The following is a 20448-nucleotide window of genomic DNA, read 5'->3' on the forward strand; positions in this document are numbered from 1 at the left end:
TATTGTGCAACCGCGGGCTGCACACGGATCGTGAAAGTTGAATCCGTGGCGGTCCAAAGCCGCAGCCCGGCCAGGCTGCGTGGAGAAAACCCAATGTTTTTCGATGAGCTAAGCAATGACGAATGGGCGCTGCTGGCAGCGCTTGTCTCTGACGAGCCGGCCGTCCGTCTGAACCGACGCGGCCGGCCCCGCGCCGAACCTCGCATCGTCGCGAATGCCGTCCTGTGGATTCTGACAACCGGTGAACCCTGGTCGAAGCTGCCAGGCCGTTATCCGTCAGGTCCCACATGCCGGCGCCGTTTCGAAGAGTGGCAATTGAACGGCACCCTCCTTGAGATGGTTCGGCTGTTGTCGCACACCGGGCGTACTTTTGCGTACGTCCCGCAACCGGCGCCGCCCGTCGCGGCCAAACCCGTGGCGCCGGTAGCGGAAACCCCGAGCGCGCGTGACGAAAGTCTGCGTGGTGTGTCGTGGAAGAGCCCTGAGTCGTGGCAGGCGCCCGGCGTGGCGAGCAGCCTGAGCCACTGGCGTTCGGCCGATCCGATCGCCGATATCACGCGCCAGTTGTCCGGGCTGACGAATGTGCCGCCGGTCGCGCGCGCAACTTCGGCACCTTCGGCGTCTTCGTCGCTTGCGGCACGGCCCGCCTCGCGTGCCGATCTGCAAGGCATGGACGAAGCGCGGGCGGTGGGCGCGGCCATGCAAGGTCTGGATTCGGCGATCACGTCGGCACGCCGCGCGCATCAGCTCGCTGATCAGCGCAGCTCGCTGACAATGAGTCTCGCGCCACGCGGCACACAGATCGACGACTCGCGCGGCTATGTGATCTACGTTGCGGCGGAGCAGGTGCCCAACGCCATGTATCGCGCGTGGGCGGAGATCATGAAGGACGGCAAACGCGTCGAGCGTTCCGGCCTCGTCGGCCCACGCTTTGCGCAAGCCGGCGCGGCGGAGCAATACGCGCTCGAATGGGCGCGGCAGTGGATCGATCGAGAATGCCGCACGCAGGCGGTGGCCGAGGCAGCACCCGCGGTCAATGCGGCTGCGACGGCGGCGCGTCCGTTGCCGGCCATGCGGCATGTGCCGGAGCCCGTCACGGCAAATCACGGCGGCCCTTTGCACGGTCCGCTCAATGCGTTCCGTGGACCCCTGCGCCGTTACCCGAGCGAACCGGCCGCCCCCGCGACCGAAGGCAATGCATCGGATCGTTTTCCGTCGTACCCAGAACTCATCTCCCATGCGGGATGAGCACGGCTGTAAGCGCGGCTGTAAGCGCGGCTGCAAGCACAGCGGCACAGCAGCAGTACCCCGCGGCCGGTAGGAGCAACCGCCGCAGGTTCCCGCTTCATTCGCAGTGAATCATTGATATTGCCTGATTGACGCACACTGACCTCGCCAGGACATTGCTTTGGCGCGGATTCAACGCTGATTCAACATTGAGTGGCCGCTGACAACATGACACGCCGGCATCCTTCACCGGCGGTCCTGATTGATTTGCGTGCGTCAATTGCACCCGTCAGCCACGGGCTTCATTGTCGGCCATACGTGTCGTCGAAGCGCACGATATCGTCTTCACCGAGATACGAGCCCGACTGCACCTCGATCATTTCGAGCGGCATCTTGCCCGGGTTCTCGAGACGGTGGGTGACGCCCAGCGGAATATAAGCCGATTCGTTTTCGGAGACGATGAAGCGCTCTTCACCCCGCGTGACGAGCGCGGTGCCGCGCACGACGATCCAGTGTTCCGCGCGGTGATGGTGCATTTGCAGCGAGAGCCGCGCACCCGGCTTCACGACGATGCGTTTGACCTGGAAGCGCTCGCCGGTGTCGACGGAATCGTAGTTGCCCCACGGGCGATGCACCTTGCGATGGTTGGCCGCTTCCAGCCCGCCATCGCTGCGAATTCGCCCGACGATTTTCTTCACGTCCTGCACGCGCGATTTGTCCGCGACCAGAATCGCATCGGCCGTCTCGACCACCACCAGATCCTGCGTGCCGACGCAGGCGATCAGGCGTCCTTCCGAATGTGCGAAGGTCGAGTGCGCCCCTTCGAACATCACGCGGCCGCGGCCTACATTCTGATCGGCGTCTTTCTGCGAGATGTCCCAGATTGCATCCCACGAGCCCACGTCCGACCAGCCCGCCTGCAACGGCACGACCACGCCGGACGCGGCGGTCTGATCGTTGCCCAGTTGCTCCATCACTGCGTAGTCGATCGAATTCGACGGCGAGGCGCCGAACGCGTCGCGTTGCAGACGGAAGAAATCGCCGTCCGCCTTGCCGCCTGCGAAGGCCGCTTCGCAGGCTTCGTAAATCGCCGGCTGGAAGTGGCGGATCGCCCTCAGCCAGGTCGATGCGCGCATGATGAAAATGCCGCTGTTCCACCAGTATTCCTGCGATTCGATATAGCGCTGCGCCAGTTCCAGATGCGGTTTTTCGACGAAGCGATCGAGCTTGTGCGCGCCGATCTTGCCGGCGGCTTCGCGGTCTGCTTCGTGCATATCGTCAGGCCTGCCAAGCGCCGCGCCGATGCGGATATAACCGTAGCCCGTTTCCGCGCGCGTCGGCACGATGCCCATCGTCACGATATGGCCGGCCTCCGCGTGCTCGACGCCGGCGGCGACCGCCGCACGAAAGCCGTCGATGTCGGTCACCGCGTGATCGGCGGGCATCACGACCATGATGCCGTCCTCGTCCTGTGCGGCGATCGAAAGGGCGGCCACCGTGAGCGCCGGCGCCGTGTCGCGTCCGGCCGGTTCGAGAATCAGCCGGCTCGGTTTGCCGCTCGTACGCAATTGTTCGGCAGTCGTGAAGCGGTGCTCTTCGTTGGCGACCACCACGAGTTGCTCGGACAGAAGATGCGCGGTTTCGAGCCCATCGAGACGGCGCGTCGTGGACTGCAGCAGCGAGTCTTCGCCCAGCAAACCAATCAGTTGTTTCGGATACTGCTCGCGCGACATGGGCCACAACCGTGTGCCGGAGCCGCCCGCCAGAATCACGGGATGAACTTTGAGTTTGACGTTAAGGGACATAGCTTGCGTGGACCGGGTGTCGGCGGGGGTGGCCGTAACCGGAGCTGTCATGATGGACTCCTCGAGGCTGGGTAAAGACGGGGTGAATGCGTCGAGTTTTATCACGAAGTAAAGAGTCAATAAAAGCGAGTTAAATAGAAACTATATAAAACGCCTAATAAAAATCACTTATTTGTGAAGAAAAAATGTCCGGGAAATTTATAAAAAAGAAAAATTACCCGAAAAAAATCATGGGCAATTTTTTTATTCGGTGCATTGACGCAGAATAGAGACGAAAGGCGCGGCGTAAGCTTCGTCGGAGAACAGTCAGATCAGCTAGCCGCGCCCTCCGGAAAGGCCTAAAACAGGCCCATCAAACGCCAGATCCGGTAATATTTGCCGAACAAAAGTCAGAAAAAATACCGAAACTTTGACCGATACAATTTGAGATATTTTGCGGTCTTGCAACGGGAATTTTAATATCGCTTTATCTATACCTGTACAAGGGTATTCACTCATTCAGACACATGTTTTCGGGCTCGGCCGTTCAGCAGTTTTTTAGAGCGGATTTTTAGAGCAGAAAACGGCAGGGCAATTAGCATCGGTCCATTCCATTCCATTTCGCGTCGCGCATTGATCCGCGGACGCGGATAGCGGCGTTGTGCGAGCAGTGCAGTGGACGGACTGATATGCAAATCGGGAATCCAGCCCGGGACTTCAACCAACCCATGGATGGCACTTGACTGACGAACTGAGGGGCAGCGCATGCTGAGCGTTCTATCGAGAATCATCGACATCGCCATGGTCGCGCTCGGCGCCGCCATCGCGACAGCCGTGCACAGCGGGAGACTGGTGTGGCTGGACGATATCCAAAGCGTGTCGCTCGCGTTCGACTGTCTGCTGGTCGTGGTGTTTTTTCCCGCGCTGGGGATCTACCAGTCGTGGCGCGGCAAGCCGCTCTACGACCTGCTGTGCCGCGTCGCGGGCGGCTGGGTGCTGGTGGAAGTCACCGGCGTGCTGATCAGCTTCAGCCTGCACCGCTCGGACAGCCTGTCGCGGCTGTGGCTCGTCTACTGGGCGCTCGCCACGATCGTGCTGCTGATCGTCACCAAGGTGATTGTCTATTCGATCCTGCGGGGCTTGCGCCGCGAAGGTTTCAATCAGCGCGCGGTGGCGATCGTCGGCGGCGCGCCGTATGGGCGCTTCCTGATCGAACAGATGCGCAGCCGTCCGGAAGCGGGATTTAGCCCCGTCGTGGTGTTCGACGAGGACGGCACGATCAATCCGTATGAAGACCCGGATGCGAGCGACTCGATCGAAGGCGTGCCGGTCGAACGCGAATACGCGCGGATGCTGGAACTGGTGCGTCAACGAGCGATTCGCGAACTGTGGCTCGCGCTGCCGATCTCGAAGGAAAAGGCGATTCACCGCTTCGTGATGGACCTGAAGAACGACTTCGTGAACATCCGCTTCATTCCGGACGTGCGCAGCCTCACGCTTTTCAACCAGCCGATGGTCGATCTGCTCGGCGTCCCGGCGATCAACCTGGCCGCCTCGCCGATCACCGATCTGCGCGTGCTGCCCAAGCGTGTCTTCGACCGTCTGTTCGCGCTGGCGGCGTTGACCGCGCTGTCGCCAGTGATGCTGGTGATCGCGGTGATGGTGAAGGTGAGCTCGCCAGGGCCGGTGTTCTTCCGCCAGAAGAGGAAGGGCATCGACGGCAACCAGTTCGAGATCTACAAGTTTCGTTCGATGAAGATGCACAAGGAAGAGGCCGGCAAGATCACCCAGGCCACGCGGCGCGATCCGCGCATCACGGCGGTCGGCGCGTTCCTGCGGCGCACCAGCCTCGATGAATTGCCGCAATTCATCAACGTGCTGCGCGGCGAGATGTCGGTGGTCGGCCCACGTCCCCACGCGCTCGAACACGACGACATCTACAAGGATCTGGTGAAGGGCTACATGCACCGTTACCGGATCAAACCAGGCATCACCGGGTGGGCGCAGATCAACGGCTATCGCGGCGAAACCGATCGCATCGAAAAGATGATGGGCCGCGTCAAGCTCGATCTGTACTACATGCAGCACTGGACCTTCTGGCTCGACATCAAGATCGTCGTGCTGACGTTGTGGAAGGGCTTCGTGGGCAGCAATGCGTATTGAGGGGCCCCCCAACCTGTCGCTTCGTGCCAGGCCCCCTCGAGGGGGGCGCAGGAAAACTTGGGGCGGCCCGGCGTTTTCCTGCGAGGGCCCTCGACCTGTCGCTCGCGCCAGCCACGCAATGCAATGCAACGCAGCGCGTGACCTTATTTAGTGAATCAACTCCATTTTCCGAGGTGTAATAGATGAACCTGACGATCATCGGTAGTGGCTACGTAGGCCTTGTGACGGGCGCATGTCTGGCCGACATCGGCCATGACGTGTTCTGTCTCGACGTCGATCAACGCAAGATCGACGTGCTCAACAACGGCGGCGTGCCGATCCATGAACCGGGTCTGCAGGAAATCATCGCGCGCAATCGCAAGGCCGGCCGCCTGACGTTCTCGACCAACATCGAAGCCGCGGTCGCGCACGGCGACATCCAGTTCATCGCGGTGGGCACGCCGTCCGACGAAGACGGTTCCGCCGACCTGCAATACGTGCTGGCCGCCGCGCGCAACATCGGCCGCCATATGACGGGCTTCAAGGTGATCGTCGACAAATCGACGGTGCCGGTCGGCACCGCTGCGCGCGTGCGCGACGTGATCGCCGAGGAGCTGGCCGCGCGCAAAGCCAGCCATATGTTCTCCGTGGTGTCGAATCCGGAGTTCCTGAAAGAGGGCGCGGCCGTCGAAGACTTCACGCGGCCGGACCGCATCGTGCTCGGCTGCGATGAAGACGCGCCCGGCGAAAAAGCGCGCGAACTGATGAAGCGCCTGTATGCGCCGTTCAACCGCAATCGCGAACGTACGCTCTACATGGATGTGCGTTCGGCCGAATTCACCAAGTACGCGGCCAATGCCATGCTCGCCACGCGGATCTCGTACATGAACGAGCTGGCGAATCTGGCCGACCGCGTCGGCGCGGATATCGAAGCAGTGCGCCGCGGCATCGGCTCCGATCCGCGGATCGGCTACGACTTCCTGTATGCGGGTTGCGGCTACGGCGGTTCGTGCTTCCCGAAAGACGTCCAGGCGCTGATTCGCACGGCCGCCGATCACAAGGCCAATCTGCGCATTCTCGAGGCGGTGGAAGCCGTCAACGACACGCAGAAGAAGATCCTTGCGCACAAGATCGTCGCGCGTCTGGGCGAAGACCTGTCGGATCGCACCTTCGGCGTGTGGGGCCTGGCCTTCAAGCCGAACACGGACGACATGCGCGAAGCGCCGAGCCGTCCGCTGATCGCCGAACTGCTGCGCCGCGGCGCGCGCGTGAAGGCCTACGACCCGGTGGCGATCGACGAATCGAAGCGCGTCTTCGCACTCGATCTGAAAGACGTGCCGCAACAGCACGCGCGTTTGTCGTTCGTGAACGAGGAGATGGACGCGGCCGTGGGCGCCGATGCCCTCGTGATTCTCACCGAATGGAAAGTCTTCAAGAGCCCGGATTTCGGTTCACTCAAACAGAGCCTCAAGACGCCGCTGATTTTCGACGGCCGCAATCTGTACGAGCCGGACGTGCTGCTCGAACTCGGTATCGAGTATCACGCGATCGGCCGTCAGCACGCGCTGCGCACCGCGCCGGCGAAAGTCGGCGCGAACGGGGTGGCCATTACGGCCGCCGCCGGCGTGGTCCATACGATCGCTTCGGTCGATTCGGTCGAGGCCGGCCAGTAAGTCGCCGCGCCTCATCAAGGAGCCCGCTATGTTCGCCAACGTTCTGATCGTCTGCCACGCCAACGTGTGCCGTTCGCCCGCCGCCGAAATGCTGTTCAAGGCCCGGCAGCGCGCGTCGTCGCGGTCGTCCTCAGCGCCGATCGCGTTTCATTCGGCGGGCATCCGTGCCGTGAACGGCCACGCCATGGACCCGGTGATGCGTCGCCTGCTCGCCGAGCAGGGCGTCGCCTCCGGCATCCATTACTCGCGGCGCCTCGACCGCCAGCTCGTGCGCTGCGCCGACCTCGTGCTCGTCAGCGAGCGCGCGCAGGTGAGCACGGTCGAAGCGCTCGATCCGGCCTCGCGCGGCAAGGTCTATCCGCTCGGCAAGTGGGAAGACGATTCCGACGTCGCCGATCCGCACGGCGGCGAGGAAGCCGACTATAGGGAGAGTCTCGTGCTCATCGAACACCTGGTCATGGGATGGCTGAAAAAAATATGCTGATGAAAAAACTCACTGCACACACGCTTGCGAACGTCGATTCGATGGGTTTCAAAGCGACGGGTTTCAGGTCGAAACTCGCCGCCACGCTTTTGCTGACGTCCTTTCTGTCGGCCTGCGCTACCGCACCTGGCAATTACCTCGACACGTCCCGTCTGAAAGACGACGGCCAGCATCAGAGTCAACAAGCCAACGAAACCTATCCGGTCCATCTGATCGACGGTCCGCTCGTCGCGGCCCAGGCACAGGCGCAAGCCAACGCCGCGCAGCAGGCGCTGCCGACCTCGCGTTACAGCGATCCGTCGCAGTACGTGTACCGGCTCTCGCCGCAGGACATTCTCGGCATCACCGTGTGGGACCACCCTGAATTGACCACGCCGCAGGGCAGTACGCTGTCGGCCGGCGGCAACACCACGCAGTCGATCGGCGGCGCCTTGCAGCAGCCGTATACCGCCGCGCTGCCGGGCCAGGCCGATCCTTACGGCCAGACCATCGCCGCCGACGGCACGATCTTTTTCCCGTTCGTCGGCCGCATCAAGGCCGCGGGCAAGACCATCGGCGAGTTGCGCGATCAGTTGAGCACCGGCCTCGTGCGCTACATCCGCAATCCGCAGGTCGACGTGCGCGTGCTGTCGTATCGCGGCCAGAAAGTGCAGGTGACCGGCGACGTGAAGACGCCGGGCCCGCTCGCCATCAGCGACGTGCCGCTCACGCTGGTCGACGCGATCACGCGTTCGGGCGGCACCAATAGCGACGCCGACATCCAGCGTGTGCGCCTCACGCGCAACAACAAGCTGTATGTGCTCGACGCCAACCGCATGCTCGACCAGGGCGATACCACGCAGAACGTCATGCTGCAAAACGGCGACGTGATCAACGTGCCGGACCACAGCGACAGCCGCATCTTCGTGATGGGCGAGGTGAAGACGCCGATCCAGGTGCCGATGATCAGGGGCCGCCTGACGATCGCCGACGCGCTCACCCTGGGAGGCGGCATTCTCGATACGGACGCCAATCCGCGCCAGATCTTCGTGATGCGCGGCATGCGCGAGCATCCGACCACGCCGGACGTGTACCGCCTCGACATGACGCAGCCCGACGCGATCATGCTGTCGTCCCAGTTCCAGTTGCAACCGATGGACGTCGTGTATGTGGGCACCGCGGCTTCGACCACCTTCAACCGTGTGTTGCAGCAAGTGTTGCCGAGCGTGCAGACGCTGTTCTACCTGAAGCAGCTGACGCGCTAGGCGTCTGAGCCGTCGACAGGTCCCGCGCCGCTTTCAGAGGGCGCGGGAGCCGGGAAAACGCAAAAGCAAAAATGCAAACGCACAAAGGCATACGCGAAGGCACACGTCAACGCAGATGCCGAAGCCCACGCCGAAGTAACCGAAACGGGATCGAATTGTGAGCAATCAAATCTCTCCACACATGGCTGGTCCGATCAAGACCGAAGAAGAGGACGTCGTCCTCGGGCAACTGATCCAGGTGATCCTCGACGATATCTGGTGGCTGATCGCCATCGCCGCGGCGATCGTCGGGCTGGCCGCCGCGTACTGTTTCCTCGCCAAGCCGATCTATTCGGCCGATGCGCACGTGCGGGTCGAGCAGTCCGACAACACCTCCCAGGCGCTCACGCAGACGCAGACGGGCGCGGCGATCACCAGCGGCTCGACGTCGCTGCCGACCGACGCCGAAATCGAAATCATCAAGAGCCGTGGCGTGGTCGGCCCGGTGGTCCAGCAGCTGAAGCTGAACTTCAGCGTCGCGCCGAAGACGCTGCCGCTCGTCGGCAGCATCGCCGCGCGCATGGCGACACCGGGCCAGCCGGCGGCGCCGTGGCTCGGTCTGTCGTCGTACGCGTGGGGCGGTGAAGATGCCGAGGTCGATTCGCTCGACGTGGTGCCCGCGCTCGAAGGCGAGAAGCTGACGATGAAGGTGTTCGACGAGCAGCACTACGAACTCTACGCAAAGAACGGCGCGCTGCTGTTGCGCGGCCAGGTCGGTCAGCAGGAACAGGGCGGCGGCGTGACGATCCTCGTCAGCAAGCTGGTGGCCCGTCCGGGTGAAGAGTTCACCGTGACGCGCTTTAACGACCTCGACGCGATCACCGCGTTCCAGTCGGCGATCACCGTGCAGGAGCAGGGCAAGCAGACCGGCGTGATCCAGATCTCGCTGGAGGACAAGAGCCCTGAACACGCAGCCGAAGTGGCCAACGCGCTCGCGCAGTCGTATGTGCGTCAGCACGTGTCGAACAAGCAGATCGACGCGAGCAAGATGCTCGACTTCCTGAAGAGCGAAGAGCCGCGCCTGAAGGCCGATCTCGAACGGGCCGAAGCCGCGTTGACCGCGTATCAGCGGCAGTCCGGCTCGATCAATGCGAGCGATGAGGCCAAGGTCTACCTCGAAGGCAGCGTGCAGTACGAGCAGCAGATCGCCGGTTTGCGTCTGCAGATGGCGCAACTGACCGAGCGTTACGGCGACGACCATCCGATGCTCGTGGCCGCGCGCCAGCAGATGGCCGAACTGGAGGCGCAACGCGCAAAATACGCCGACCGCTTCCGCGATCTGCCGGCCACCGAAGTCAAGGCCGTGCAGCTGCAACGCGACGCCAAGGTGGCGGAAGATATTTACGTGCTGCTGCTCAACCGCGTGCAGGAGTTGTCGGTGCAGAAGGCGGGTACCGGCGGCAACGTGCATATCGTCGACGAGGCGATGCGCCCGGGCGCGCCGGTCAAGCCGAAGAAGATGCTGATCCTGTCGGCGGCGGTGATTCTGGGCCTGATCTGCGGCACCGGTTTCGTGTTCCTGCGCCGCAATATGTTCAAGGGGATCGACGACCCCGACCATATCGAGCGCGCGTTCCATCTGCCGGTGTACGGTCTCGTGCCGCAGAGCGCCGAACAGGCTTTGCTCGAAAGCGGCTTCGAGCGCGGCGGCGAACGCCTGCGTTCGGTGCTCGCGAATGCGCGGCCGAAGGACGTCACGATCGAAAGCCTGCGCAGCCTGCGTACCTCGATGCAGTTCACGATGCTGGACGCGAAGAATCGCATCGTCATGCTGACCGGGCCGATGGCGGGCGTCGGCAAGAGCTTCCTGACGGTCAATCTGGCGGTGCTGCTCGCGAACTCGGGCAAACGCGTGCTGATGATCGACGGCGATATGCGCCGAGGCGTGCTCGAACGCTATGTGGGCGGCGTGCAGGAAAACGGTTTGTCGGAATTGCTGAGCGGGCAGATCTCGCTCGAAGAAGCGATCCGCGCCACCAATGTGGAAAGCCTGAGCTTTATCTCGTGTGGTCGTCGTCCGCCGAATCCGTCGGAGCTGCTGATGTCGCCGCGTCTGCCGCAATACCTCGACGGCCTCGCCAAGCGCTACGACGTGATCCTGATCGACACGCCGCCGGTATTGGCCGTGACCGATGCATCGATCATCGGCGCCTATGCCGGTTCCACCTTCTTCGTGATGCGCTCGGGCGTGCACAACGAAGGCGAGATCGCCGATGCGTTGAAGCGCCTGCGTGCAGCCGGCGTGCACGTGCAGGGCGGCATTTTCAACGGGATGCCGGCGCGCTCGCGCGGCGGTTACGACCGCAGCTATGCAGCGACCCAGGAATACCTGAGCACCTGAGCCGCGCGGCCCGGCCGCTTGTTCCGATGGTTCTGACTCCAGCGCAAACACGATAACGAAGGACATCACGATGAAAGTGACGGTACTGGTTCCGACTTACCGCCGCCCGGCTGATCTCGCGCGCTGCCTCGCGGCGCTGCAACGGCAGTCGCGCGCGCCGGACGAAGTGGTGGTGGTCGCGCGCGCCGACGACGAAGCGACCCACGCCTGCCTGCGCGATCCGCTGGTGCCGGGCAGCTTGCCGCTGTCGGTCGCGCTGGTGGACGTGCCAGGCCAGGTCGCGGCCCTGAATCGCGGGCTGGACGCGGCGAACGGCGACGTGATCGCGATCACCGACGACGACGCCGCGCCGCACGTCGACTGGGTCGAGCGGATTGCCGCTGGATTCGAAAGCGATGCGCACCTCGGCGCGCTGGGCGGGCGCGACTGGGTGCATGAAAAAGGCCGCGTGCTGGACGGTGAACGGCCGCTGGTCGGCAAAGTCACGGCGCACGGCAAGATCATCGGCAATCATCACCTGGGGGTGGGCGGGGCGCGCGAAGTCGACATTCTGAAAGGCGCGAACATGAGCTACCGGCGCGAGGCGGTTCGCACGATCCGTTTCGATCAACGCCTGCGCGGTGCGGGCGCCCAGGTCCACAACGACATGGCCTTCAGCCTCGCCGTGAAGAATGCCGGCTGGAAGCTGATGTACGACCCGCGCGTCGCCGTCGATCATTTTCCCGCCGAGCGTTTCGACGACGATCGGCGCGACGCGCAAACCATGGCGGCGTTGCGCAATGCCGCTTTCAATTTCCATCTGATCCTGCGCGACCAGTTGCCGCCGCTGCGGCGTGAAACCGCGTGGTGGTGGTGGACGCTGGTCGGCACGCGCGTCTATCCGGGGCTCACGCACGCCGCGCTCGCGCTGGCGTCGAAACAGGCGGGCCTGCGGCTGTCGCGCTGGCGCGCGGTGCGCACCGGCGCGCATGAAGCGCGTCGCGCGCTGTCGCGGACCGCATGAGCCGCCGCTTGAGCCGCTTGATCCCTTTGAGCCGCACGGGCCGCATAACGCCCATGAACCGTGCGCCACACTGCGGCTTCGACGTGTCCCGCGTAACCCAATCGTCCTGCACGTTCGTGCATCGGCATAAGCGCTTGTCCGCGCATGCCGATGCTTCTTTCCACCGGCAGAGCGGAGTGTCTGCATGAGTACGAAAGTTCACGTTCATCTGTTCTACGGCGCCGACCCGCGCTTTTACCGGCCGGGCGACAACATCGGCTGTCTGTATGGCTATCACCACGCGCAATCCGACGCGTTCGCGCTGACCTATTCGCAGGATGCGCGCGAGAGCAAGCCGGTGAAGCTGCTGCGCCGCGCGTTGAAGGCGGCGCTTGGGTTCGACTTCATCCATACATGGCGCAACCGCGCCGAGATGCTGCGCTCGGACGTGATCTGGACGCATACCGAGCAGGAATGGCTGTCCGCCGCGCTGATGCTGTTGCTGAGCGGCCGCAAGGCGGGTGCCGAGGCAGCGCCTCTACTGCTCGCGCAAAGTGTGTGGCTGCTCGATAAGTGGCCTTCCTACGGGATTCTGCGCAGCTGGCTGTATCGCAAGCTGATGAGCCGCGCCGATCAGCTGACAACGCTCGCCAGCGAAAACGCGCAGTTGTGCCAGCGCTACTTCAATCGGGACGCGCAACCTCTGCTATACGGCCTGAATACGCAGGATTTCCCTGTGAAGATGCCGACCGAATGGACACCGCACACGCCGATCCGCATCGCCGCGATCGGCAACGATCGCGACCGCGATTGGGAGACGCTCATCAAGGCGTTCGGCAACGACGCGCGCTATACGGTGAAGCTCGCGACACGCCGGCGGATTCCCGCCTCGCTGCGCGCGCCGAACGTCGAAATCGCATTGTTCTCGGGCATCAAAAAGCAGCACGAACTGTACGACTGGGCCGACGTGATCGTGGTGCCGTTACGGCCGAATTCGCACGCCTCGGGCATTACGGTGATGCTGGAAGCGGCGGCGGTCGGCAAGCCGATGGTGGTCACGAACGTCGGCGCGCTGCAGGATTATTTTCCGGCCGGCGAGGCGGCTTATATCCCGCCGTTCAACCCGCAGGCGTTGCGCGAGACGGTGGACCAGCTCGCGGCCTCGCCGCTGGACGCGTTGCGCCAGGTGCAGGCGGCGGCCGCTGGTTTGCTGTCGCGCGATCTGACCACGCAGAACTATGCGATGCAGCATGTGAGGATCACGCAGGAGATGCTGCGCGCGCGCGCCGCGTCGCGTGGCCGCATGGCCCCGGACGCCTCCGACGCCGACGTAACTGCGCCGCGTGCCGCGCCGACGGGCGCCACCGTGAATCAGCCGGTGCGGGTTCGCGCGGGGAGCCAGGGGCAAGGGCAAGGGCAAGGTCCGCGCCAACGCCCGGCGAGCCAATCACGCGGAGGTCTCTAACCGATGTCGACCATCACGCGAGCCGGCGGCGACAACGCGGAGCGGGTGCTGTCCGGTTCCCGCAAGGAATGGCTGCCCGAGGCGCTGCTGTGGCTGATCACGGCGATGCTGATCATCGCGCATCAGGGCACGGTGCTCACGCTCGGATTCCCGGTGCTCGCGATCCTGACGGGCCTGTGGCTTTACTTCAAAAGCCCGGCGCGCTACATCGGCTTCATGTGGTGGCTGTGGTTCCTGAGCCCGGAAGTGCGGCGTCTCGCCGACTGGTCCAAAGGCTCGTTCACGCCGACCAGCCTGATCCAGGTCGCGCCGCTCGCGGTGACGATGATCAGCGCGTTCTCTTTGCTCCGTTACTACAAGCTGCTTTCGCAACGGCGCGGCCTGCCGGTGCTGCTGATTCTGCTGGGGCTTGCCTACGCGTTCCTGATCGGCGTGATGTCGAGCGGGCCGCTCGCCGCGACCTATGACCTCGCGAACTGGCTCTATCCGATCCTGATCGGCTTTCACATCATGGCGCACACGCGCCAGTATCCGAAGTATCGCGACACCATCGTCAATACCTTCATCTGGGGCATGCTGGTGATGGGCGGCTATGGCCTGATCCAGTTCTTCATCATGCCGCAGTGGGACGCGCTGTGGATGCTCGGCTCGCAGATGAATTCGCAGGGCGACCCCGTGCCGATGGGCGTGCGCGTATTCAGCACGATGAACTCGTCGGGCCCGTTCGCATTCGCGATGATGGGCGCGATGGTCTACGTGATGGCGGCGACGCACCGTGTTCGCTGGATCGCGGCGGCGCTCGGCTTCTTCTCGTTCGCGCTGAGTCTCGTGCGTTCGACGTGGGGCGGCTGGGTCATCGCGCTGTTGATCCAGCTCGTCAAGTCGAACAACAAGGTGCGGGTGCGGATCGTCGCGAGTGCGATTTTGCTGGCCGGCCTGTGCGTGCCGCTGCTCGCGGTCGGCCCGGTGGCCGAGCGCATGCAGGCGCGCCTCACCACCATCGTCAACCTCAACGACGACCAGAGCTACGCCGCGCGTAACGAGTTCTACGCAACCTTCGCGAAGACGGCCTTTACCGATGTCTCCGGCGAAGGCATGGGCGCAACCGGCACCTCCACCAAGCTCTCGAACGACGGCGGCCAGCTCGGCCAATACGGCAACTTCGACAGCGGCGTGATGAACATCCCGTTCGTGCTCGGCTGGCCTGGCACGTTGCTGTACATGTCCGGCATCGTGTGGCTGGTGGTGCGCTCGGTGCTCGCCTCGTTCAAGCTGCGCAACGACAAATTCGTGTCCGCCTGCCTGAGTCTCAGTCTGGCCACATTCGCGATGCTGGTGTTCACCAATTCGCTGGTCGGCACCGGCGGCCTGCTGCTTTTCATGAGTGTTTTTTCGATCCTTTCCGCGGTGCACTACGAAAAGATGAACCGCGGACGCACGCTATTTCTCCACGGAGGCACTGATTGAGAGTCGCCATTGTCACGCACGTCGTGCGCCATAACGACGGCCAGGGGCGCGTCAACCACGAGATTGCGCGCGCCGCCCTCGCTGAAAATATCGCGGTCACGCTGGTCGCGTCGCACGTCGCGCCCGATTTGCTCGCCCATCCGAATCTCCGCTGGGTGCCGATGAAAATCGGCAAATGGTGGCCCACGAATCTGCTGCGCCAGCAGGTCTTCGCGTTCCGGAGCGCGATGTGGCTGCGCGCCCATCGCCGCGAATACGACGTGCTGCACGTGAACGGCTTCATCACGTGGATGCCCGCCGACGTCAACACCTCGCATTTCGTGCATAGCGGCTGGTTCGGCAGCAAGTACTATCCGTTCGGACTCACCAAGGGCGTGTGGTCCGCGTATCAGTCGGTGTATACGCGCTGCAACGCGTGGCTCGAAGGCTGGGCTTACCGGCGCTCGAAGGTGATCACGGCGGTGTCGCAAAAGGTCGCCGATGAGATTCGCGCGATCGGCTTGACGCCTCATAACCGCGTCGACGTGATTTACAACGGCGTCGATACGCAAGGCTTCGCGGCTGCAACCGGCGAGCGCGCGAAATTCGGTTTGCCTGCGGACGCATTCCTGCTGCTGTTCGTCGGCGACCTGCGCACGCCGCGCAAGAACCTCGGCACGGTGTTGCAAGCGCTCAAACATTTGCCCGACCACGTGCAGATCGCAGTGGCCGGATTCCTGCCGGGCAGCCCCTATCCGGAACAAGCAAAAACGCTCGGCATTGCGCATCGCGTGCATTTTCTCGGCCTGGTGAAGGACATGCCGGTGCTGATGCATTCCGTCGACGCGTTCGTGTTCCCGTCGCGTTACGAAGCGATGAGCCTCTCGCTGCTCGAAGCGATGGCCGCGGGTTTGCCGGTCGTCACCGCGCGCACCGCGGGCGGCGCGGAGATCATCACGCCGGAATGCGGCATCGTGCTCGACGATCCGGACGATCCCAAGGCATTGGCCGGCGCCGTCGCGCGCCTCGCTGACAACGACGACGCGCGCCGCGCGATGGGCGTCGCCGCCAATGAACTTGCGACCGGCTTCGGCTGGGCGCGCATGGCCGCGCAATACATCGCGCTGTACCGGCAACTGGCGGGGCAGCAGAAAGACCGCCAACGCAATGAGGCGGAAGCCTCGGCGGTCGCCAAGTCCGATGCGTTGACGCTGAACACGCTGGCCGGGCAGAAGGGCGCGGAATGAATCCGCACCTTGATACCGGGCGCCGACGGGACCCGAACGCGAGCCAACGCGCGGAGCCGTTGACGAACCGGCTAGCCGAAACCGACAGCAATCCATCACAACTTTTAGAACGGACAGGGGTAACAACCATGACGACGAGCTCAATCAAATCGCTGCAGATCGGGATGCATTGGTTTCCTGAGCGCGCGGGCGGCCTCGACCGCATGTATTACTCGCTGGTCGGCGCATTGCCGGGCGCGGGCGTCGCGGTGCGCGGCGTGGTGGCCGGCTCGCCGAAAGTCGCCGCGGACACCAACGGCGCGATCAACGGCTTCGGCTCGGCCGCGCAATCGCTGCCGCTGCGCCTGATGGCGGCACGCCGCGCGCTGCGCCAGGAGATCCGCACCTCGCGTCCCGATGTGATTTCGTCGCACTTCGCGCTGTACACGTTTCCGGGACTCGACGTGACGCGCGGCATTCCGCAGGTTTCGCATTTTCAGGGACCGTGGGCCGACGAGAGCCATGTGGAAGGCGCCGATTCGCTCGGCCAGCGCGCCAAGCGTTATCTGGAGCAATCGGTGTATGCGCGCTCGTCGCGGCTGATCGTATTGTCGGAGGCCTTCGGCAAGATTCTGACGTCGCGTTATCGCATTTCACCGGAGCGCGTGCGCGTCGTGCCGGGCTGCGTGGATGTCGAGCAGTTCAATCTGCCGATCACACCGGCCGAGGCACGCCTGAAGCTGCAATTGCCGCAAGACCGGCCGATCGTGCTGGCGGTGCGGCGTCTGGTGCGCCGCATGGGTCTCGAGGATCTGATCGATGCGGTGAACCTGCTCAAGCGAACCGAGCCCGATGTGCTGCTGCTGATCGCGGGCAAGGGGCGGCTCGAGGGCGAACTGCAGGCGCGCATCACCGAGGCCGGCCTCGAACACAACGTGAAACTGCTGGGCTTCGTGCCCGATCAGCATCTGGCGGCCTTGTACCGTGCGGCGAATATTAGCGTCGTGCCGACGGTGGCGCTGGAGGGCTTCGGGCTGATTACCGTGGAATCGCTGGCTTCCGGCACGCCGGTGCTGGTGACGCCGGTGGGCGGCTTGCCGGAAGCGGTAGCGGGCTTGTCGCCGAATCTTGTGCTGCCGGAGACGGGCGCGAAGGCGATTGCGGATGGTCTGGCCGGCGCGTTGAACGGCTCGCTAAAATTACCGGATGCCGAGGCTTGCCGCCGCTATGCGCGTGAACACTTCGACAACTCGGTGATCGCGAAGCGGGTGGCGTCGGTGTATAGCGAGGCAATTGGGGTGCATTGAAGTTTCATGAGGTAGTAGCAAAAAAGGCCTGAATCATGACGATCAGGCCTTTTTTGCATCGGACGACCGCACGGCCGCCCGTCTTCACAGCAGCTCAGAACGTCTCGTGGCTCTCATTCCTCGTCAGGTCCGCATGAACCATCATGTGGCACAGTTGTTCGAGCGTCGTCTCCGGCTTCCAGCCAAGCTTCTCATGCGCCTTATCCGCGCAGCCGATCAGCAGGTCCACTTCCGCCGGGCGGTAGAACTTCGGATTCACGCGCACCAGAGTCTTGCCGGTGGCGACATCGATACCGGTCTCACGCTCCTCCTTGCCCGACCATTCGAGCTGATAGCCCGCGGCGGCGAACGCCATGCGCACGAAGTCGCGGACCGTCTCGGTGCGGCCGGTGGCGAGCACGAAGGTGTCGGGTTCGTCGGCTTGCAGCATGCGCCACATGCCTTCCACGTATTCGAGCGCGAAGCCCCAGTCACGCTTGGCGCTCAGGTTGCCGAGTTCCAGCACGTCCTGTTTGCCGAGCTTGATCTTCGCGACCGTGTCGGTGATCTTGCGGGTTACGAATTCGCGGCCGCGTAGCGGCGATTCGTGATTGAACAGAATCCCGCTGCTGGCAAACAGGTTGTACGACTCGCGATAGTTGATGGTCGACCAGTGCGCGAACAGCTTGGCCACGCCATACGGGCTGCGCGGATAGAACGGCGTGTCCTCGCGTTGCGGCACCGCCTGCACGAGACCGAACATTTCCGAGGTCGACGCCTGGTAATAGCGGGTCTTCGGATTCAGAATGCGAATGCCTTCGAGCAGATTCAGCGCGCCGATGCCGGTTACTTCGGCGGTCGTCACCGGCTGGTCGAACGAGACGCCCACGAAGCTTTGCGCGGCGAGGTTGTACAGCTCATCGGCCTGCGCGCCTTCGAGCAGGCGCAGCGTGGAGCCCAGATCGGTCAGATCGTGTTCGACCAGACGCAGATTCGGATGGTCGAGCACGCCCAGTTCGCGAATGCGCCAGAAGTTGACCGAACTCGTGCGCCGGTACGTGCCGGTCACGTGGTAGCCCTTGTCGAGCAGCAGTTTGGTCAGATAGGCGCCGTCCTGTCCGGAGACGCCGGTGATGATCGCTTTGCGTGGTTGGCTCATGGCTTGCCTTCGATATTGGTAAAAGAGAAAGAGAAGTGCACTTGAAAAAAGCGCTTCAAAGCGGGCCGTCCAGCAGTCGCCGCACCAGCGGCTCGACGACCTGAAAATCCTGTTCCGCCTTGAGCCGGTACAAGCCTGGCTTCGGATGTGCGCCGTCGGACATCAACGTCTTCCAGTCCGGCAGATTGCTGACATACGCAAACTGATCGACGAGCGGCACCTGCTGTTCGGCGGCCACACGGCGTGTCATCGCGACCATCGCGGCGAGCCGCGCATTGAGCCGGCTATCCAGCATTGGATTCGAGGTCTGCAGAACCGGCTCCTTGCCGAGCGCGCGGGCAGTCTTCACGAGCGTCGTTTCGGCCGCGTAAAACTGCTCGGGCGTCTGGTTCTGCATCACTTCGTTGATGCCGTAGTTGATCAACACGATCTGCGCGGATGAAGCGGCGAGCCGTTCCTGCCACGGTAGGCCGGCAGTCGGAGCGGCGCGCCGGTTGCCGGTGCCGTCGCGCAACTGGCTGGCCATCGTGCCGCCCACGCCGTAGTTCGTGACCCGCACGCGCTCACCGTACCTCGCCTGCAATTCGTCCTGCAGATACGCCACGGCGTTTTGCGCCTGCGCTCCGCAGTGGCCGTTGCTGCAGGTGATACCGAGCGTGGTCGAATCGCCGTACGCGTCCACCAGCACCTGCCTCGCGGCCGGGCTGGCGGCATGCGCGTCGAATGCCAATGAAGCCAGCATCGCCGCAGCGGCCGACACGCTCGCGGCGAGCCACGCGCGGCGCCTCATGCGCGGCTTTGCGGCGCTTGCGACGCGCTTCCTGACACCTTGCCGGCGCTCGCCTGGGCTTTGCCTGCCGAGCCGAAAATCAAACGCTTTTCGAACGCGAACCACGTGATGCTGGCGTAGGCGACGGTGATCGCGAGCGCCAGCGCCGCGCTCAGATAGCGGTTCAGATGCAGCGGCCACAGCATGTACAGCACGCTCAGGTGGATCAGATAAATCGTGTAGCTGATGGTGCCGATATAGACCAGCACGCGGTTGCACAGCAGCCGTTTGACGATGCCCTTGCTTTGCAGGGCGATGACCACGACGGAAGTACAAAGCACCAACGAAACGCTGTAGAGCCCGGCATTCGACAGCGGCGTATTCGCCGCGCGGAATCGCGGGTAATGCAGATGCAGCCACGCAAGCACCGCCAGCGCGGCAAAAAAGCCGAGCACGGCGAGGCCCTTGAATGGCTCGAGGGCATCCCGATCGCGCCGCACGGCGACCGCGAGTAGCGCGCCGGCCGCCAGCAGGTCCATGCGGAACGGCGTCAGGTAATAGATCGGCCAGAACGAGTCGAACCACGGCGTGGCAACCGCGCGCAGCACCGGCACCAGAATGATCAAGGCGGCCGCCACGTAGCCGAGCGCGCGCTCGGGCAGCAACAGGATCACGAACGGCCAGAAAATATAGAACTGCTCTTCGACGGCCAGCGACCACAGCACATTCAGGCTGTCGTGACCGCTCTGATTGAGCGCATCGCCGATATTGGTCGCGAACAGCGCGTACCACTGCCAGTGCTGCGCCCAGCCGAAGCCGAACAGAATCGACGACACCACCATCAGCAGCAGATAGGGCGGCAGGATGCGCCGTGCGCGGCGGGCATAGAAATAGCCGAAATACGACTGCTGGCGCGCCTTGCGTTCGAGCAGGATGCCGGTAATCAGAAAACCGCTCAAAACAAAAAACAGATCGACGCCCATCCACAGCGGCGCTTTCAGTGCGTGTTGCGCGAATACGGCAAGCACGGCGATGGCGCGCAAGCCGTCGAGCTGCACGATGCGGCGAGTGTGAGAAGGCGCTAAGGGCAGTGCGCTAGCAGTCATGAACCGTCCATGGTGTGAAGCGGATGAGCCAGGTGAAGGAGCGCGCGAGTGTCCTGGTGAACACGCACGGGCCCG

16 protein-coding genes are annotated in these 20448 nt (G+C 63.5%); 11 read left to right on the top strand and 5 right to left on the bottom strand.

What is annotated here, in order from left to right:
* The first annotated feature begins 93 nt into the window (after positions 1–93).
* Positions 94–1248, top strand: coding sequence for a DUF6566 family protein (locus PQR53_RS17700; protein ID WP_408456194.1), 1155 nt, complete (start codon positions 94–96; stop codon positions 1246–1248).
* A gap of 281 nt (positions 1249–1529) precedes the next feature.
* On the opposite strand, the gene PQR53_RS17705 is transcribed toward PQR53_RS17700, so the two are convergent.
* The gene (locus PQR53_RS17705) at positions 1530–3083 is read right to left on the bottom strand and encodes a mannose-1-phosphate guanylyltransferase/mannose-6-phosphate isomerase (protein WP_408456196.1); all 1554 of its coding nucleotides are present in this window, start codon (positions 3081–3083) and stop codon (positions 1530–1532) included.
* A 443-nt stretch (positions 3084–3526) separates the two neighbouring features.
* A complete protein-coding gene (locus PQR53_RS17710) occupies positions 3527–3802 on the bottom strand; it encodes a hypothetical protein (RefSeq protein WP_408456198.1) in 276 nt (91 codons plus the stop codon).
* On the opposite strand from PQR53_RS17710, the gene PQR53_RS17715 reads away from it, so the two are divergent.
* From PQR53_RS17715 to PQR53_RS17760, 10 genes are all read left to right on the top strand, one after another.
* Positions 3777–5174: an undecaprenyl-phosphate glucose phosphotransferase gene (locus tag PQR53_RS17715; RefSeq protein WP_408456200.1), complete on the top strand. Its 1398-nt coding sequence runs from the start codon at positions 3777–3779 to the stop codon at positions 5172–5174. The two genes, PQR53_RS17710 and PQR53_RS17715, sit on opposite strands and share 26 nt — an antisense overlap.
* A 182-nt stretch (positions 5175–5356) precedes the next feature.
* Positions 5357–6826, top strand: a complete 1470-nt coding sequence (locus tag PQR53_RS17720; RefSeq protein WP_408456202.1) for a UDP-glucose dehydrogenase family protein — start codon at positions 5357–5359, stop codon at positions 6824–6826.
* Between the two features lie 28 nt (positions 6827–6854).
* Complete coding sequence (locus PQR53_RS17725; protein WP_323048199.1) at positions 6855–7310, top strand: arsenate reductase/protein-tyrosine-phosphatase family protein; 456 nt, start codon at positions 6855–6857, stop codon at positions 7308–7310.
* The gene (locus tag PQR53_RS17730; RefSeq protein ID WP_408456206.1) at positions 7304–8554 is read left to right on the top strand and encodes a polysaccharide biosynthesis/export family protein; all 1251 of its coding nucleotides are present in this window, start codon (positions 7304–7306) and stop codon (positions 8552–8554) included. The genes PQR53_RS17725 and PQR53_RS17730 overlap by 7 nt, the downstream gene beginning before the upstream one ends.
* Before the next feature lie 181 nt (positions 8555–8735).
* Complete coding sequence (locus PQR53_RS17735; RefSeq protein ID WP_408456276.1) at positions 8736–10934, top strand: polysaccharide biosynthesis tyrosine autokinase; 2199 nt, start codon at positions 8736–8738, stop codon at positions 10932–10934.
* 70 nt (positions 10935–11004) lie between these two features.
* Complete coding sequence (locus PQR53_RS17740) at positions 11005–11937, top strand: glycosyltransferase family 2 protein (protein ID WP_408456209.1); 933 nt, start codon at positions 11005–11007, stop codon at positions 11935–11937.
* 184 nt (positions 11938–12121) lie between these two features.
* Complete coding sequence (locus tag PQR53_RS17745; protein ID WP_408456211.1) at positions 12122–13381, top strand: glycosyltransferase family 4 protein; 1260 nt, start codon at positions 12122–12124, stop codon at positions 13379–13381.
* Between the two features lie 3 nt (positions 13382–13384).
* A complete protein-coding gene (locus tag PQR53_RS17750; protein ID WP_408456214.1) occupies positions 13385–14848 on the top strand; it encodes a glucose-6-phosphate isomerase in 1464 nt (487 codons plus the stop codon).
* Positions 14845–16074 (top strand): glycosyltransferase family 4 protein, encoded by a 1230-nt coding sequence (locus PQR53_RS17755; RefSeq protein ID WP_408456217.1) that lies wholly within the window; start codon positions 14845–14847, stop codon positions 16072–16074. The genes PQR53_RS17750 and PQR53_RS17755 overlap by 4 nt, the downstream gene beginning before the upstream one ends.
* 128 nt (positions 16075–16202) lie before the next feature.
* On the top strand, positions 16203–17360 hold the full coding sequence (locus tag PQR53_RS17760) for a glycosyltransferase family 4 protein (protein ID WP_408456220.1): 1158 nt from the start codon (positions 16203–16205) through the stop codon (positions 17358–17360).
* Between the two features lie 94 nt (positions 17361–17454).
* On the opposite strand, the gene gmd is transcribed toward PQR53_RS17760, so the two are convergent.
* Genes gmd through PQR53_RS17775 form a run of 3 tightly spaced genes read right to left on the bottom strand, consistent with a single transcriptional unit; the run spans position 17455 to position 20373 of the window.
* Positions 17455–18498 (bottom strand): GDP-mannose 4,6-dehydratase, encoded by a 1044-nt coding sequence (gmd, locus tag PQR53_RS17765; protein WP_408456223.1) that lies wholly within the window; start codon positions 18496–18498, stop codon positions 17455–17457.
* A gap of 55 nt (positions 18499–18553) precedes the next feature.
* Positions 18554–19288, bottom strand: coding sequence for an SGNH/GDSL hydrolase family protein (locus PQR53_RS17770; protein ID WP_408456226.1), 735 nt, complete (start codon positions 19286–19288; stop codon positions 18554–18556).
* On the bottom strand, positions 19285–20373 hold the full coding sequence (locus PQR53_RS17775; RefSeq protein WP_408456228.1) for an acyltransferase family protein: 1089 nt from the start codon (positions 20371–20373) through the stop codon (positions 19285–19287). The genes PQR53_RS17770 and PQR53_RS17775 overlap by 4 nt, the downstream gene beginning before the upstream one ends.
* Between the last annotated feature and the right edge of the window lie 75 nt (positions 20374–20448).

It is taken from the genome of Paraburkholderia fungorum (assembly GCF_046027605.1).
Classification (GTDB): Bacteria; Pseudomonadota; Gammaproteobacteria; order Burkholderiales; family Burkholderiaceae; genus Paraburkholderia; species Paraburkholderia fungorum_F.